The following is a 16,291-nucleotide window of genomic DNA, read 5'->3' as shown; positions in this document are numbered from 1 at the left end:
CTGCCTTAGGCCAATTCGACCGCCGAATAGAAGTCAGAAAGCATCCGGTAGGGCCATCGAGAGAGCCGGTACGAAGGTGATCAGGGCGAGCGCGGCGAGCAGAGTGAGGTAGAACGGCCAGATCGTCCGGATCATGTCGGCCAGCGGAATCTTGCCGACGGCGGAGCCGACGAACAGAACCGATCCGACCGGCGGCGTGACCAGACCGATCCCGAGATTGATCATCATGATGATCCCGAAGTGGACCGGGTCCACGCCCGTTTCCATCGCGACCGGGAGGAAGATCGGCGTCGCAATCACGATCAGCGGAGCCATGTCCATGAAAGTGCCCAGCGCCAGCAGCATCAGGTTTATGATGATCAACGTCAGGATCGGGTTCTCGGTCATCAACCCGATCAGGCTCGCCAGCGCAGCGGGCACTTCGAGCAGCGCGAGCGCAAACCCGAACGCAGTCGCCGCAGCGATGATGAACAGAACCATGGCAGCCGTGCGGACGGACTTCTGGGCGGCCTCGACGAACCCGCTCCAGCCCAGATTGCGGTACACGAACGTGCCGACCAGCCCCGTGTAAATCACCGCGATGGCCGAGCTTTCGGTGGGCGTGAAGATCCCGCTCAGAATGCCGCCCATGATGATGACGCCGGTCATCAGACCGGGAATCGCGTAAACAGTCGCGCGGGCGAGTTCGCGCCAGCCGGGGAATGTGCCCTTGGGCAGGCCGCGGCGGCGCGCAACCAGCCAGGCGGTCAGCATCAGCATCGCACCGGTCAGGATGCCCGGCACGATCCCGGCCAGGAACAGATCGCCGATCGAAACGCCGATCCCCGACGCCGCCGAGTAGATGATCATGTTGTGCGAAGGCGGGATCAGCAACCCGACGATCGCAGCGGTGACGGTAACGTTGACCGCATAATCCTTGTGATAGCCTTTTTCTTCCATCAGCGGGACCATGGTCGATCCGATCGCGGAAGCGCTGGCGATGGCCGAACCGGACACCGCGCCGAACATCATCGACGCGCCGACATCGACCAGGCCCAGTCCCCCGCGCACCCGGCCCAGCGCCGCATCGGCGACGCGCACGAGCCGTTCGGCGATGCCAGCGCGGTACATCAGGTCACCCGCGAAAATGAAGAACGGGATCGCCATCAGGGTGAATACGCTGATCCCTGCCGCCATCCGCTGCACGGCGACGACCAGCGGGATGTCGATCACCAGGAACGTCGCCAATGCCGCGCCGAACAGCGCGTAGGCCACCGGCGCGCCGAGCGCGAGCAGCAGCAGCAGGACTCCGAGGAGGACAAGGATCTCCATCAGTAGGCCTCCTGCATTCGCACCCGGATGCGCGCGATCGAAAACACGACAGTCAACAGTCCGGCGAGCGGGATCGGGACATAGGCCAGCGCGCGGCTGATCCCGAGCGACGGGATCACGTGATCGCGCACCAGCCACGCGAGCTGCACGCCGAAGACCAGCAGCACCAGGCCGAACACGGCGACCAGGACGTGGATCGCAATCCGCAACTGGCGAGCGCGCGCCGCGCTGAGCCAATGCTCGAGCAACTCGATCCGGATGTGGAACCGCTCCCACACGCCTGCTGCCGCCGCAAAGAACACGTACCAGATCATCAGGATCAGCGCGGCCTGTTCGGTCCACGAGGGACTGGAATTCAGGACGAAGCGGCCGAACACCTGCCAGCCGACCACCGCCGTCATGAGGATCAGGCCGGCCGCGCCGATCTTCACCAGCCAGTCTGCGATCCGGTCCATCATTCGCTTTCTCCGCCGCGCAATGCCTGGATGCGTTCGACCAGATTGCGCTGGCGGGCATCGTCGATGAAACTGTCCCACATCCCGGTCATCGCCGCGGCGAAGGGTGCGGGATCGACCTCGTTCACCTCGACCCCCGACCCCATCACGATCGCCTTGCTCTTGGCGACCTGCCGGTCCCACAATTCGCGCATATAGGGCACCGATTGCCGCGCCGCGTCACGCACTAGCGCCTGATCCGATGCGGTAAGCTTGTCCCAGCTGATTTTCGACATCACGAACACCTCGGGAGCAAGCAGGTGATTGGTGAGGCTGTAATAGCGCGCGACCTCGAAATGCTTGCCGCTCTCGAAGCTCGGCCAGTTGTTTTCCGCCCCGTCGATAACGCCCTGCGCCAGCGACTGGTAAACCTCGTCGAGCGGCATCGGGACGGCATCGGCACCGAGCGACTGGACCATCGCCACATAGAGATCGGAGCCGGGTACGCGCAGTTTCAGCCCGCGCATGTCTGCCGGGGTGCGGATCGGTCCGCGCGTGTTGTAGAACGATCGCGAACCGGAATCGTAAAAGCACAGGCCAATCAGCCCGTGCGGCTCGAGCGAGGCGAGAATCTCCTCGCCGATCTCGCCATCGAGGCTGCGCCGCATATGCGCGGTCGACTCGAACAGGAACGGCAGCGCCGCCACCTTGGTCAGCGGCTCGATCGAATTGAGCGGAGCCAGGTTGATCCGGTTGAAATCGAGCCCGCCGAATGTCGTGATTTCGAGCGTGTCGCGCTCGTTGCCGAGCTGGCCGCCCGCGTACATCTTGAGCGAGAGCCTTCCGTCGGTGCGGGCCGAGAGAATTTCTCCGAACCGGATAACCGCCTGCACGGTGGGATAATCGAGCACATGCGTATCGGTCGCGGTGAAGGCACTGCCGACGCGCGGGCTGCACCCGCTCATCGTCAGCGCTGCCAGCGCGGATGCTCCGCCCAGCACATCGCGCCGGGCGAAGTCGAGTCCCCTGGCGGCGCGGCTCATGCGGATTGCCGCTCCGGCACCAACACAAGCTCGAGTGCGCCGAACCTGCCAAAGTCGAGGATCGATCGCGCCCCCGCGTGCGCCTCGTGCACCCCGGTTATCGCTCCGGTCGAAATCAGCGTACCCGGCGCCAGGGCAATGTCCTGGCGTTCGGCATGGGCGAACAGGAAGTCGCGCACGGCAATCACGTCGCTGGCGAGATCCGCGACCACCCGCGTGGCGATCATCTGACCGTCGATCACCGTCGCAACCGGCAGGTCGCGTTCGCCTGCGGTCTGCCAGTCGGGAATTTCGGGGCCTACGAGGACACCGTTGTTGTTCCCGAAATCGCACACGACCGCCAGCGGTCCGATATCGTTGATCGCGACCAGTGGGCTGCTGGCGATTTCCGCTCCGATGAAGAGCCGATCGGCATCGCGATTCTCGCCAAGCTCCAAGACGAATTCGGGCTCGATCGCCGCGAACCCGCCAGCAAAAACCGGCATCTCGTTCGTGACGCCGGGCTGCGCGCGAACCAGCCGTTTGGCGAAAATCGGGCCTGCCAGATATTGCTCGCCGAGTGCGACGCGGTGCTTGGGCGGAATCCCGCCGACTTTCCAGCCGATCACATCATCCGGCCAGGCAGCGCGCGAGAGCGCCTGCACCTTGTAGGCCTCTTCAAGGTCGCGCGGGAGCGGGCCCGGAAATTCCGGAAGCGAGCCGGCGCAACGCCGCGCCTCAACAAGCGTGCGGGATAGCTCGCGCAGCCGATCATTCTGCACAGCGGCAGTGTCCGTCATATTCCCGCTCCCTCGCTTCGCGCCCGGATCAGAACCGACCGCGGATGCCGACGAAGAATCGCCGACCGGAAAAATCCGACTGTGCAAGATTATCCCGCGTCGGGCGATAGAAGATGTTGGGTTCATCGAGGATATTGAGCACCTGCACCCGCACCTGGACGTTGTCGATCACGTCGTACGCCGCCGAGAAATCGAGGAAGCCCTGGTCCTCGGTAAAGCGGTTCTGGTCGGACCGGAACGGCTTGAAGTAATCCGAACGCCATTTGTAGGCGAGCCGGGTGTTGAACCGCGCGGTTTCGAAGAACACCGTCGCGTTCAGCGAATGGCGCGAATAGCCAGGAATGTTGGCCGGTTCGGTGAAGTCGCTGATCGCATTGCCATCGACCACCTGCGGGTCGGGAAACTCGAAGTTCGAGTCCGCATAATTGTAGCTCGCCTGGAACCCCAGCCCGAAATCGAACGCGTGCTGCGCCGCTATCTCGAAACCCAGCAGGTGGCTCTTGTCGTTGGAATTGACGGTGCGGCCGATAATCACCTCGGTGGGTGTGCCGTCGACTTCGATCGTCAGCGGGGTCACGTCGGTCCGGAAGCCGGTTTGCAGCTGCTTCGCATACAGCGCGACCGCGATCGAGCTGGTCGGCCCCGCATACCATTCGAACGAGACGTCGCCGTTCCACGATTTCAACGGTTCCAGAAACGGGTTGCCGCTGGCACTGACGATCGAGCCGAGGTTTCCAAGATCGGCCTCGTCGTCGAATGACAGCGCTGCCGACATCGCTTCCTGGTCGGGTCGCGCGAGGGCGCGGTAGGCCGCAAACCGCAGCAGCTTGTCCGGGGCGACTTCGAGGATCAGGTTGGCGCTGGGCAGGATATCGGTGAAGCTGTTGGTTTCGATATTGACGATCGGATCGCCGACTTCGGTGATCGTGATCGTGTCCGGATCGGGTCCGGGGCTGGTTTCCAGCGCCGAGCTGATTCCCACCGAGGTGATTTCGGTGCGGACGATGCGAACGCCGACGTTGCCGCGCGCGGGCGTGCTGCCGAACATCGTGTCGAAATTGGCCTGCAGATACCCGGCATAGGTCTTTTCCGTGACCTCGGCATCCTGTGTCGAACGGGTCGACACGCCCGGCGCGGGCAGTCCCGCATCGGCATCGCCCGTCAGAGCGGTGAACAGGGCCTCGGCATCCCAGGCCGCCCAGGTGATGCCCCGCACCGCAGTGTCGGCGCCTTCGAACAGGTCCTTGACCAGGAAGCTATCGCGCCGCGCGTCGATCGCGGCTTGGTTCGCATAATTGCCCGCCACCAGCGCGACGGTCGCGTCGATACCGTCATCGTGCAGCCGGAAGCGGTCGCCATAGCGGAAGCCCGCCTCGATGCTCTTGAAAAAGCCACCGCTCAATTCGTATTCGGCGTCCAGCCGCACGGCGAAAATCTCGTCATCGACGTTCTCGAGCCGCCGCCGGGCGCGCGCGCCATTGTTGTAGAGATCGTGATTGTCGAGATCAAAGACGAGCCCGGTGTTGTTCTCGACCGCGCTGACATCGGTGAAGGTCAGGTTCGGCACCTCGACCCCGCGCTTGTCGATTTCATACAGCACCCGCGAATTGGTGCGGATGCGCATGTCCTTTTCATCCTGACGGCGCTTGGTCTGCGAATACGCCACGTCGACGGCGAGCGTGACAGGGCCCGAGCTCCATTCCAGATTGCCGCCCAGTCCCAGATATTCCTCGGTCCGCTGGCGCCATACCGACTGGTTCTCGATCCGGGTTTCGCCGCTCCAGTTGAGCAGCGCGCCCGTCGGCGAGATGTCGAGCGGGACGATATCCCGGCGCCCGTCCGCAATCACCAGATTGGCGCGCTCTTCGATATCGTCGCGGTAGGAATACTGCGCATCGAGATTGATTTCGACCGATGGCGACGGGCGATACTGGATCGCCCCCATTACCGCATCGCGATCGGCATCGGTCGCCATCGCGCGGTAGATGTACTGGTTGGATACGAAATAGAACTGGTCCGACGCGCCGCTGGGATTGCCGTTGGCATCGGTGTCGAAATCGCAATTGTTGCTCTGGTCGACCCCTTCGATCGTGTTGCATGGCCGATAGGTCGAGCTGCTAGTGTAGATATCCTCCGGCGCGGTGTCGCGGCGGATCTGGCCCCCGATCGCGATCCCCAGCTCCCCGTCGCCAACCTGGAACTGGTCCACGTAAGATGCGGTCAGCCGGTAGTTGAAGGGTTCGCCATCGACCACCCGATCCTCATAGTCGCTGTAGCCGCCCAGAGCCTGCAACTGCAGTCGTTGCTTGCCATAATCGAGCGGGCGCAGCGTTTGCAATTCGATGATTCCGGACACCCCGCCTTCGATGAAGCTGGCCTGCTGCGACTTGTAGATCACCGCGCCATTGATGAGCTCGGAGGGAAACTGGCCGTAATTGACGTCGCGACCGTCGCTGCCCGACGAGATTTCACGGCCGTTGAGGAAGCTCGCGCCAAGGAAGGCACCGAGACCGCGGATCGACAGTTCCGACGCCCCACCCTTGAACCGGTCTGAAGTGACCCCGACCACACGTTCGAGCGTTTCGGCTACCGACAGGTCGGGCAGGTCGCCAATGTCGTCGCCGACGATCGCATCCCCGATCACGTCGAGCTGGCGCTTCGTTTCGAGCGAGGATTCGATCGTGCGTGAAATCTCGCCGGTAACGACGATTTCGGGCTCGGCTGACCCTGGCTGGCTATCGCCTTCCTGCTGGCTTTGCGCCACGGCCGGCGCAGCGATGAGCACCGCCGTACTCAGCAGAGTCGCGCGCAGGCCCAGGCGCACATCGAAGATCGGTTGTTCGAAGATTGCGGACATGATTTTCCTCCCCAGGATCATGCGATGCCTGGGCGTTTATCCGACCATGACACCGGTTACCCAAATGATTGACACCGGTATCATTGCGCGTCAATACCATTTGTGGGAAAGCCGTCCGGAGAGGGTCCATGACGCGTCGATCAACGAGATTCGCGAATTTTCACAAACCGCTGGCCGGTGCTGCACTGGTGTGGGCAACCCTGCTCGGCGGGGTCGCAGGATCGGCGGCGGCAGATGATGCTTTGCCGTCCATCCTCGCCGATCCGGCGACTCAGAGGGCCAATCCGCTGCCCGATTTCTCCTATGCAGGGTACGGATTCGGAACGGAAACCATCCCCACGGTCGATCAGGAGATCGACGTCGCCGATTTCGGCGCGAAGGCGGATGACGGCAAGGACGACAGCAAGGCTATCCAGGCGGCGCTCGCCGAAGCGCATTCGCGCAGCGGCCCGGTGCGGGTCCAGTTCGGGCCGGGACGCTACATCCTGAGCGAAATCCTGTGGCTGGAAAAAAGCGGTATCGTCCTTTCGGGCATGGGAATGGGCGCCGGCGGGACGGAACTCTACATGCCGCGCCCGCTCAACCAGATCGACGATGGCGGCACGCTTGACGAAATCCGCCAGTATCTGCGCGAGAACGACAAGTACGAGCGTCAGCCGGACGCCAATCTCGATGTCCTGTTCTCGGAATACAGTTGGAGCGGCGGCTTCATCTGGTCGCGCGTCCCGGGCGGCCGCCACGCCAGCTATATCGAAAGCATGGACCCGCCCATCGCGAAGATCGCGGATATCAGGACCGGCAAGCAGTTTTCGCGCACGCTCACCGTTCAGGATACGTCGGGGCTGAAAGTCGGCGACGTGCTGCGGATCAACTGGCACAACCGTGCGGGGCCGGACGGGCCGCTCGTCAAATCGCTCTATGGCGATACCGATCTAAAGATCGGCAGCCGCCATTGGGAAACGCCTGATCGGCCGCTGGTGCAGCAGCCCACCCGGATCGAGGCGATCGACGGCAACACCGTAACCATCGCCGATCCGCTGTTGCACGATATCGGCACCGACCTGCCGGCCTACTTCAGCGAATGGGCGCATCTCAGCGAGGTCGGGATCCAGGATCTCGCGCTGGTATTCCCGCCCAATCCGTATTTCGGGCACCACAACGAATCCGGCTTCAACGGCGTGTACTTCACCGGCGTGCACAATGGCTGGATACGCAATGTCCGGATCGAGAACAGCGACAGCGGCATCCTGACCGACGATCTGGCCAACGTCACGATCAGCAATGTCGTCACACAAGGCGAGCATGCGGCGCACTACAGCGTCCATATCGGCAACGTGCACAATGTGCTGGTCGATCGGCTGACCGTCTACAATCCGACCGTCCACGCGCTGAGCTTCAACACCAAATCAACCCGGTCGGTCTATACGAACAGCACGGTCTGGACGACCCCGACGCTCGATCAGCATGCCGGATCGAACCACCAGAACCTGTACGACAACATCACCGTCCACGTGACACCCGACCAGCAGAGCGAGGACGGCAAACCGCTCTACGACCTCTACAAGGCCGGAGGAGCGGGATACTGGCAGCCCGGCCACGGACGCTTCAACACGACCTGGAATCTCTCGATCGTGTTCGATGGCGGCGTGGCGCCGGGCGACGAAGTCGTGATCCTGGCCGGTTCGGAGGGACCCGAAGCGCGCATCGTCGGCATGCATGGCAACCGCCCGATCAGGCTGGACCATCGGCCGACGCCTTATGTCGAAATGCACAACCGCGCCGTGCGCGCCGTGCCGTCGCTGTATGCCTACCAGTTGTTGAAACGGACGCGAGAATAGTCTCGCCGGCTCCGGTCGGTCCGCGGCTTCCCTACCGCTGTACCCGGCCCGAGCCGTCGCCGCTCATCAGCTTTTCGACTTCGGGCACCGTGACGCGGTTGAAATCGCCCATGATCGAATGCTTGAGGCAGCTTGCCGCGACCGCGAATTCGAGCGCCTGCTGGTGATCGTCATAGGCGTTAAGGCCATAGATCAGCGCCGATGCGAAGCTATCGCCCCCGCCCACCCGGTCGACGATGTCGGTCATCTCGTAACGGCGTGACAGCATGAATCCTCCGTCAGCGGTGCGCAGGCACGCCGACCAGCCGTTGCGGTCCGCGCTGAAGCTTTCGCGCAGAGTGATCGCAATGGCGTTCATGCCGGGATAGGTGTCGAGCACCTTGGCCGACAGCGCCTCGTATTTCGCGGTATCGAGCTCGCCGCTTTCGACGTCGACATCGACTGTGATGTCGAGCGATTTCTGGCAATCTTCCTCGTTGGCGATGCCAACATCGACGTGCTTGACAAGATCCTGCATCACTTCCGGCGCGGTCTTGCCGTACTTCCACAGCTTGCCGCGATAATTGAAATCGCACGACACGGTGACTCCCGCCGCCTGTGCTGCCTGCACGCATTCAACGCTGAGATCTGCCGCAGACTGGCTCAGCGCCGGAGTGATCCCGGTGATGTGCAGCCACTTCGCACCCTTGAAGATCGTGGCCCAGTCGAAATCGCCCGGCCCCGCCTCGCAGATCGACGAGCGCGCCCGGTCGTAAACCACTTTCGAAGGACGCTGGTTGGCCCCGGTTTCGAGGAAATAGATCCCCACGCGGTCGCCGCTCCGGCGGATCATCGAGGTATCGACCCCGAAGCCCCGCAGTTCCCGGATCGCCGCATCGCCGATGTCGTTATCCGGGAGCGCGCTCACGAACCCCGCGTCGAGCCCGTAGTTGGCCAGCGCTACCGCGACATTCGCTTCGCCGCCGCCAAAGGTCGCTTCGAAACCGGGCGACTGAAAGAACCGCTCATGCCCGGGCGTCTTGAGCCGGAGCATGATCTCACCGAAAGAAAGGAACTCTGCCATGGGAAGGAATCCGTGTGACGTTGGAGGGAAATGAAACGAAGGCGAAGCTTAGGAGAACCCGAGCCCGCCGTTGATGTCGACATTTGTGCCGGTGATGAACGAAGCCTCGTCCGAAGCGAGATAGGCGACCAGGTCGGCGATCTCCTCCGCGCGGCCCTGGCGGCGCAGCGGTGTCGAGTTGGCGACATTCTCACGCGCGGCGTCGGGCGTGAACGTATCGTGGAACGTAGTCGCGATCATGCCGGGACACAGCGCGTTGACCCGGATACCCTGCGGGCCGAGTTCCTTGGCCAGACCGCGCGTCAGCGTCATCACCGCGCCCTTGGATGTGGCGTAGGCCATGGCCCCGCCACCACCGCCGTCGCGCCCGGCCAGCGATGCGAGGTTCACGATCGCCCCGCCCTTGTCCATGAACGGCACCGCCGCCTTGCAAGCAAGGAAGGTCGAAGTCAGGTTCAGCTGCATTACGCGGTTGAAAAAGGCTTCATCCATCTCGCTCAGCGTCTTGCGTGCAACCATTCCGCCGGCATTGTTGACGAGAATGTCGATCGAGCCGCCGAACGCATCGCAGGTCGCCGCGATCAACGCCTCGACTTCGGCAGCCTTGGTCACGTCCGCCCGGACCTTGATGCCCTTCCCGCCGACCGTTTCGATTTCCGCGATCGTGGCATCCGCATCGGCCTCGTTGCTGTTGTAGTTCACGACCACGTTCGCGCCTTCGCTGGCGAGCTTGATGCATACCGCTCTACCGATATCGCGACTGCCCCCGGTTACGACTGCCACCTTGCCTGCAAACTTCATTGAATTGTCCCCTTCGGATCATGCATGGCCAGAGGCCGATTTCGGTTTCAAGGGCCTGATTTCCCCGCAGAGGAGCCAGACACTTGCGATTGCTGTCAGCGCAAGAACCGCGCCGAGAACGAAGACGGAGTAGTAATTCGCTCCGGCCGTCATGATCGGAACGAGATAGGTAAGCGCTGCGGCGCTCAGCTTTGCCGCCATGCCGGCGATACCCGACAGGGTGCCCACGGTCCGCTTGCCGAACAGGTCGCTCGGAAGCGTCTGGACGTTGCCGATCGCGGTCTGGAACCCGAACAGGATCGTGAACATCAGCCACAGCGCAGGCCAGGGCGAAGACGCCGCCGACAGGGCCAGCAGCGCTGGCAGCATGATCAGGCACCCCAGCGTGATCGTGAACTTGCGCGTACGGTTGACGCTCCACCCCGCCTTCAGCCGGTTCTGTGCCAGCAATCCGCCGAACCAGGCGCCCAGCATCGCCCCGACGAACGGGAGCCAGCCCGAGGCCGCAATTTCCTTCACGTTGAAGTTGTGGACCTCGACCAGGTAGGTCGGAATCCAGACGATGAACAACCACCAGATCGGGTCGATGGCGGCCGAGGCGATGATCACGCCCCAGCTTTCCTTGCGCGCCAGCAGTTCCCCGGTCGGCGGGTTGTACCCGTCGTCATCGTCGCTGGTGGCATCCTCGACTTTCTGACCGGTCAGGATATATTCGCGTTCGTCATCGGTCAGCCAGTCGTGCTCTTTGGGCGGAGCCTTGACGATGAACCACCATGGGACGAGCCAGAGCAGCCCGATCACACCGACCAGCACGAAGATCAGCTTCCAGTCGAGGATGACGGCCATGTAGCCGATCAGCGGAATCGAAATGATCCCGCCGATCGCTGCGCCGGAATTGAAGATACCCTGCGCGAGCGCGCGTTCCTTGGTCGGAAACCACTCGGCATTCGCCTTGGTCGCGCCGGGCCAGTTGCCCGCCTCCGCGATGCCGAGGATCGCACGAAACACGCTGAAGCTGATAATGCCTTTCGCCAGCGCATGCGCCGCAGTCGCCAGCGACCAGACCCCGATCGACAGCACAAAGCCCAGGCGCGTTCCGACCCAGTCGAAGATCTTGCCGAAGATCGCCTGACCCGCCGCGTAGGCGAAAATGAAGACGGTGCTGATGACCCCGAGGATGTATTTGTGCCCGTCGGCATCCATGTCGGGGAACAGCTCGGGCGCAATGTTCTCCGGCCAAAGGACGTTGATGGTCTGGCGATCGATGTAGTTGATGATGGTCGCAAGGGCGACGAGCCCGACAACCCACCAGCGTAATCCGTTCAGCTTCATCATCAGCCCTCCTGCCCGAGGAAATCTTCGCGCGCCGGACTGAACGTGTCGATCAGCACTCCGGGCTGAAGGCACACGGCGCCGTGATCGAGATGCGGCGCGACATAGAAGCTGTCACCGGCCTCGAGAACGCGTTTCTCGCCATCGATCAAGACTTCGAACCTGCCGCTTTCGACATAGCTCGACTGGCTGTGACGGTGATCGTGGACCTGCCCGATCGCGCCTTCCTCGAACCATACCTTCACGATCATCAGATCCGGTCCGTAACCGAGGATTTGGCGGCTGATGCCCTCGCCCAGATCTTCTTTCGGCGCTCGCTTCGCGGTCACGAAAGGGGGGCTTGCCTCGCTCGTCATTCCCGTCATTTTCGTTTCTCCCCTCCTGCCAGCGCGACCACTGCTGCAAATCCCGTCCAGGCGATGCGGTCTCCTCCGAGCGACACCGAATGGGCTCGTGCCGGATCGGGATCGTGCGATACGGCGATCGCAAAGCGCTGCCCCGTTTTCAGGGTCAGACGTACGATATCGCTGCCGTCGATCACGTCGTGTTCAAGATTTTCCACGCGGCTGCGGCTGGCCACTGTCTGTTCGGCCGCCCCATCATAGCTGCCATGCGCCTCGAGCAGGCTCGCGAAGCGCGCAGCGCCATTCCCGCGCTTTGCGCGAAGCAGGATCAGCGGCTCGCGGCGCAGGTTGAAATCGGGATCGTTTGCGCCGCTTTCACCGAGGATCGCCGTCAACGGACCGTTGCTGTCGAAACGGTAGGTGTAGAACCGGCCGTCAAGGATCCACGTCAGCGCGCCCCTGCCATCGTCGAGGCTGGCCTCGGCGTCGACCCAGATATGCTGATAGCCGTTCGCCTCGCCCAGCACGGGCCGGTTGGCAACGTGGCTCTGGGGCGCAAAGTCGAATTCCATGATGTGCCCGGAATAGTGCAGCGGCAGATCGTAAAGATGCGGGTCGGCGCTGTCGGCGCGCACGAGATCGATCACCAGCGGCGCTTCGAGCCCGGGAACGTCCGGCATGATCAGCGTGCGCCGGATCACAACCCCGGGATAGGCGCTGTCGATCCGTGCGCTGGAAACCTGCAACCCTTCGGCGTCCGAGAAATACAGCTGCTCCGGCCAGGTCTCGCTCGCAACGTCGACATCGCCGTCGAAATGGCTGCGCTGATCGACCACCAGCGTGTTGTGCGCGACCGAGGCTTTCGCCCAGGTCGTGTTTTCCGGCAGGTAACGACCGCCTTCCTTGGCTTCGATATTGAGGAACCGCGCGGCGCCGTAATCGCGAACGATCTCGTTCCCGTTATCGTAAAGCTGCCAGGCAAGCTTATCGAAATGTCCGTGGCCCATGCCTTGCGAGCTGTTCTTGGCGACCAGTGCGGTGTGGTTTGGGCCCTCGCCGCGGCGCAGGATCGCGACCGCGCCCTGCTTGCCATCGGGGCCGTCGCTCAACAGCAGGGAGCGGAACGGGAACGGTTCCGCCTTGCCTGCCGCCAGGTCGCTCGCAACCTGCAGCCCGTTCGCACCCAGCACCGTGCGATCCTGGTATTCCGCGATCGAAAGCAGCGTGGGATCGCGCGTTTGCCCGTATGCGATCGCGATCCCTTCATAAAGCTCGGCAGTCTTGAGGCTCTTGTCCCTGATCGCATCGTTGAACGGGAAGAAATATCCGCGATAGCTGAGCTGCACTGTCGTGCGCAGCGCCTTGAGCAGGATACCGCCGCGATGTTCGAAGATCTTGCGCCCGGGATCGTTGCGCTCGATCGCATCGGCAAACACCATAAACGGAAGCAGCGCGAACCGCTGATAATACGGCCCTTCGGTATAGTACCCGTCGGGCGAGAACAGCAGCTCGGTCTGGCGCAGGAATCCGGTTTCCCCGCTCTTGTCCGAACCCAGCAGCGCGCGATCGACCATGTCCTGATCGCCCAGCAGATAGCCGGTCATCCCGACGCCCGCCGTCGCCCAGGTGGCGTGATTGTGAATCCGGTCGAAGGTGCGCTGCGAGTCCACCGACAGGAAATCGGCGGCACGGCGGAAGACGTCGTCGTCGATCCGCTGTCGGTCCTCCACCGACAGCGTGTCGCGAATGTCGGCATAGCCCTGCACCGCGTGCACCAGCCACATCGCATCATTGAGCACCTGCCAGAACAGACGACCGACATTCTGGTTGGCGCGGGCCGGATGATCGCCAAGCGTCGGATAGAGAGCCGCATATTCGAGCAGCATCTGCCCGACGTAATCGGCATAGCGTTGTTCACCGGTGACCCGGAAAAGCTGCCCGCCGAGCTGAATCGCGCGATAATTGCGCTTGTGCTGTTCGTGTGTGTAACCGCCGCCCGGATCCTTGGGCACCGGCACGACCACGCCTTCGGCGATCATGCCATCGACGAATTCTTTCGCGCGCTCGATTTCGGCAGCAAACAGCGGGGGAAATTGCTGCTGCGCTTCGACAGCCTGCGGTGCAGCTGCCATCGCCGGGAGCGGCAGTGCACCCAGCGCCGCCGCCGCAGCGAGGAGAGCCGTGCGCTTCAATTGCCCGTCCCGTCGGCAAAGGTATTGCCCGAAAGCTCGGCGCGGTTGACGCCATCGTATTCGAGCTCTTCGAGAACGATACTCGGCGTGTCGGCAAACCTGTTGTCCTTGACGACGGTCTGCGGCGTTCCCACCGTGTGGACCACGCGGAACGGTGCCGAAGCCGCCACTTCGTTGCGTTCGATCCGCGCCACCTGAACACCATGAAGGTTGATCGACGCGCCGGAGCCGTTGGTCGTGGCAAGGCCCACATCGGCGATGCGGTTCCCGGCGATCGTCACGAGCGGGCCGAACGTGCTCTCGTCGCGACCCCCGCGATAGATATCGGCAATCGGTCCGCCGATCGCGGCGAAGGAATTTTCGACGATTTCGAGATACTCGACATTGTACTGCCCGAAATCCTCGGTCTCGGCCGCAGCCGAAACGACCGCGCCGGTGATGTCGTGGAAGCGGCTGTTGCGGATGCTGACCCGGTCTGCGAGCGCGCTTTTGCCGAGAGTCAGAACGTTGAACGAGCGGTTGACCACCAGCCCGCGCACCGTGACCCCGTCCAGCTCGATCCGCATGTTAGACTTGATCGGAAAAGTGGTCGTGCGGATCGCCGAATTGCCGACCGAATCCGGAGCCAGCGCACCGTCGATAATCAGATCGGCGAGCTGGAGGTTTCCGCCTTCGCGCAATTCGATCAGGCTCGGCCGGGTGAAGACGATCGTCGGCGGTTCGCTACCTTCCTCGAACGCGCCTCTCAAGGTCAGAGCCTTGTCGAGCGGGATCGCCCGGTTCGCGACATATTCGCCGCTCTGCAAAAGCAGCACGTCGCCCGGGCCGGCAGACAACACGGCGTCGACCAGCGTATCCTCGCCCGGAGCGACTGCGATCACCCTGCCCGACGAACCGAACGCGATGTCGTCGCCCGGCTTGGGATACCAGGCGACCCCCACCTTATCGAGCGACACCGGATCGAGATCGCGCGGCGCACCGACCGTGGCGAGCGCGGGGTCGACCGGGTAGAGCAGGCCGTTGGCGGCGCGCTCCAGGTCGGTCTTGGCGGGCTCGATGCCCGGCAGGACGTCGGCGACCGAACCCTGCACGACGCGGTTGGCGCTGAATGCGATACCGGACACCTCGCCGTAGGCTTCAACGAAGGATTCGCCCGCCAGCCCGCTCAGCAGGTTGTTGGCAAAGGTGCTGTTGATCGGCGGCGCCGAACGCTCCTCGTCGGCACCGACATTGAACGCCACGCGGCGGCTGTCGACGATGCTGTTGTTCTCGATCCGCGCCTTGTCGACCTCGACGTAACGGTTGACCGGCGAATTCGGCACGCCGTTCATCACCGCCAGCGCGCTGGAGAATGCCTCACCGCGAAGACCCTCCATGTAGTTGCCGCGCACGATCTGCCCGCGATTGATCACGCGGATACCGCCGGTGAAATCCTTGCCCCCGCCCAGGAAGACGTTGCGCTCGACGACATTGTCGTCGCCATGCCGCAGGGTCAGTGTCCCGCGCGAGCGCAGGAAGACGTTGCCGCGGAATATGTTGCCGCCCGACTTGGAGGAAATGATCTCGACCTCGCCATCGGTGCGATCGAAGATGTTGTCCTCCACCAGCGTATCGGAGCGATACATCGAGTAGCGGCTCGTGCCGATCCGCAGCGTTTCGCCGCCGTTCGAGCCGAGCACCGGACGCGGGCCGAAATAATTGTGATCGATGCGGTGCCCGTTCTCGCGGCTCTCCTCGCTGTCGAGCCGCACCGCCAGCGTCACGCCCTTGTTGGTCTTTCCGACGAGGTGATTGTGATCGAAGCGATTGTTCTTGCCGTAGATACCGACCCAATAATCGCTTTCGTAGCGATCGGGCTTGCTGAAATTGTCGATCACGACTTCGGTGACGCGCGAATTCCTGGCCTGGTCATCCTTTGTGCGGCGGAAAGAAATGACTTCGCCGCGCGGGCTGTAACCGTCCTTGAAGACGAGGCCGGTCACGAGAACATACTCACCGCCGATGCGCAGGCTCGACTGGCCGGTCAGGATGACCTTGCCGGCGTCTTCCGAAATCACCGTAATTGGTTTTCCGGGCTCGCCTTTGCCGGTAATTACGAGTTCGAAATCGCGCCATTCGCCGTTGGCAAGGATGATGACGTCGCCAGCCTCCACCCCTTGGAGCGCGGCGGCATATTCGCCCTGCGTGCGTACGAAATAATGTTCGGCGATCGCGGGCGTCGCACCCAGCCATACAGCCAGCAACACAAGGCCAACCCGCGCCAGCATCCCGACAATCCCCTCATCCATCTGTTATGA

General features: G+C 62.9%; 12 protein-coding genes. 1 reads left to right on the top strand and 11 read right to left on the bottom strand.

What is annotated here, in order from left to right; all coding sequences use genetic code 11:
• Positions 1-33: 33 nt before the first annotated feature.
• Genes KDC96_RS01660 through KDC96_RS01640 form a run of 5 tightly spaced genes read right to left on the bottom strand, consistent with a single transcriptional unit; the run spans position 34 to position 6,424 of the window.
• Positions 34-1,311, bottom strand: a complete 1,278-nt coding sequence (locus KDC96_RS01660) for a TRAP transporter large permease (RefSeq protein WP_212450142.1) — start codon at positions 1,309-1,311, stop codon at positions 34-36.
• Positions 1,311-1,769: a TRAP transporter small permease gene (locus KDC96_RS01655; RefSeq protein WP_212450140.1), complete on the bottom strand. Its 459-nt coding sequence runs from the start codon at positions 1,767-1,769 to the stop codon at positions 1,311-1,313. The genes KDC96_RS01660 and KDC96_RS01655 overlap by 1 nt, the downstream gene beginning before the upstream one ends.
• Complete coding sequence (locus KDC96_RS01650) at positions 1,766-2,788, bottom strand: TRAP transporter substrate-binding protein (RefSeq protein WP_212450137.1); 1,023 nt, start codon at positions 2,786-2,788, stop codon at positions 1,766-1,768. Before KDC96_RS01650 ends, KDC96_RS01655 begins: the two co-directional genes overlap by 4 nt.
• Positions 2,785-3,567: a 2-keto-4-pentenoate hydratase gene (locus KDC96_RS01645; protein WP_212450135.1), complete on the bottom strand. Its 783-nt coding sequence runs from the start codon at positions 3,565-3,567 to the stop codon at positions 2,785-2,787. The genes KDC96_RS01650 and KDC96_RS01645 overlap by 4 nt, the downstream gene beginning before the upstream one ends.
• A 28-nt stretch (positions 3,568-3,595) precedes the next feature.
• Positions 3,596-6,424: a TonB-dependent receptor gene (locus KDC96_RS01640; protein WP_212450133.1), complete on the bottom strand. Its 2,829-nt coding sequence runs from the start codon at positions 6,422-6,424 to the stop codon at positions 3,596-3,598.
• 128 nt (positions 6,425-6,552) lie between these two features.
• Here KDC96_RS01640 and KDC96_RS01635 point away from each other — a divergent pair, with 128 nt between their 5' ends.
• Positions 6,553-8,262, top strand: a complete 1,710-nt coding sequence (locus tag KDC96_RS01635) for a right-handed parallel beta-helix repeat-containing protein (protein ID WP_212450131.1) — start codon at positions 6,553-6,555, stop codon at positions 8,260-8,262.
• A gap of 31 nt (positions 8,263-8,293) precedes the next feature.
• Here the strand turns inward: KDC96_RS01635 and KDC96_RS01630 are convergent, their stop codons facing one another.
• The 6 genes from KDC96_RS01630 to KDC96_RS01605 are packed head-to-tail and all read right to left on the bottom strand — an operon-like array spanning position 8,294 to position 16,282.
• Positions 8,294-9,325: a sugar kinase gene (locus KDC96_RS01630; protein ID WP_212450129.1), complete on the bottom strand. Its 1,032-nt coding sequence runs from the start codon at positions 9,323-9,325 to the stop codon at positions 8,294-8,296.
• 48 nt (positions 9,326-9,373) lie between these two features.
• Positions 9,374-10,126, bottom strand: a complete 753-nt coding sequence (locus tag KDC96_RS01625; protein ID WP_212450127.1) for an SDR family NAD(P)-dependent oxidoreductase — start codon at positions 10,124-10,126, stop codon at positions 9,374-9,376.
• A gap of 18 nt (positions 10,127-10,144) precedes the next feature.
• The gene (locus KDC96_RS01620; protein WP_212450125.1) at positions 10,145-11,461 is read right to left on the bottom strand and encodes an MFS transporter; all 1,317 of its coding nucleotides are present in this window, start codon (positions 11,459-11,461) and stop codon (positions 10,145-10,147) included.
• On the bottom strand, positions 11,461-11,787 hold the full coding sequence (locus tag KDC96_RS01615) for a cupin domain-containing protein (protein ID WP_212450124.1): 327 nt from the start codon (positions 11,785-11,787) through the stop codon (positions 11,461-11,463). Before KDC96_RS01615 ends, KDC96_RS01620 begins: the two co-directional genes overlap by 1 nt.
• Before the next feature lie 32 nt (positions 11,788-11,819).
• Entirely contained in the window at positions 11,820-13,994 is a 2,175-nt protein-coding gene (locus tag KDC96_RS01610; protein WP_212450123.1) for an alginate lyase family protein, read from the bottom strand.
• On the bottom strand, positions 13,991-16,282 hold the full coding sequence (locus KDC96_RS01605) for a polysaccharide lyase 6 family protein (RefSeq protein WP_212450122.1): 2,292 nt from the start codon (positions 16,280-16,282) through the stop codon (positions 13,991-13,993). The genes KDC96_RS01610 and KDC96_RS01605 overlap by 4 nt, the downstream gene beginning before the upstream one ends.
• Positions 16,283-16,291 lie beyond the last annotated feature (9 nt).

The organism is Erythrobacter sp. JK5 (assembly GCF_018205975.1).
Classification (GTDB): domain Bacteria; phylum Pseudomonadota; class Alphaproteobacteria; order Sphingomonadales; family Sphingomonadaceae; genus Erythrobacter.
This window is presented reverse-complemented; position numbering and strand designations above follow the sequence as displayed.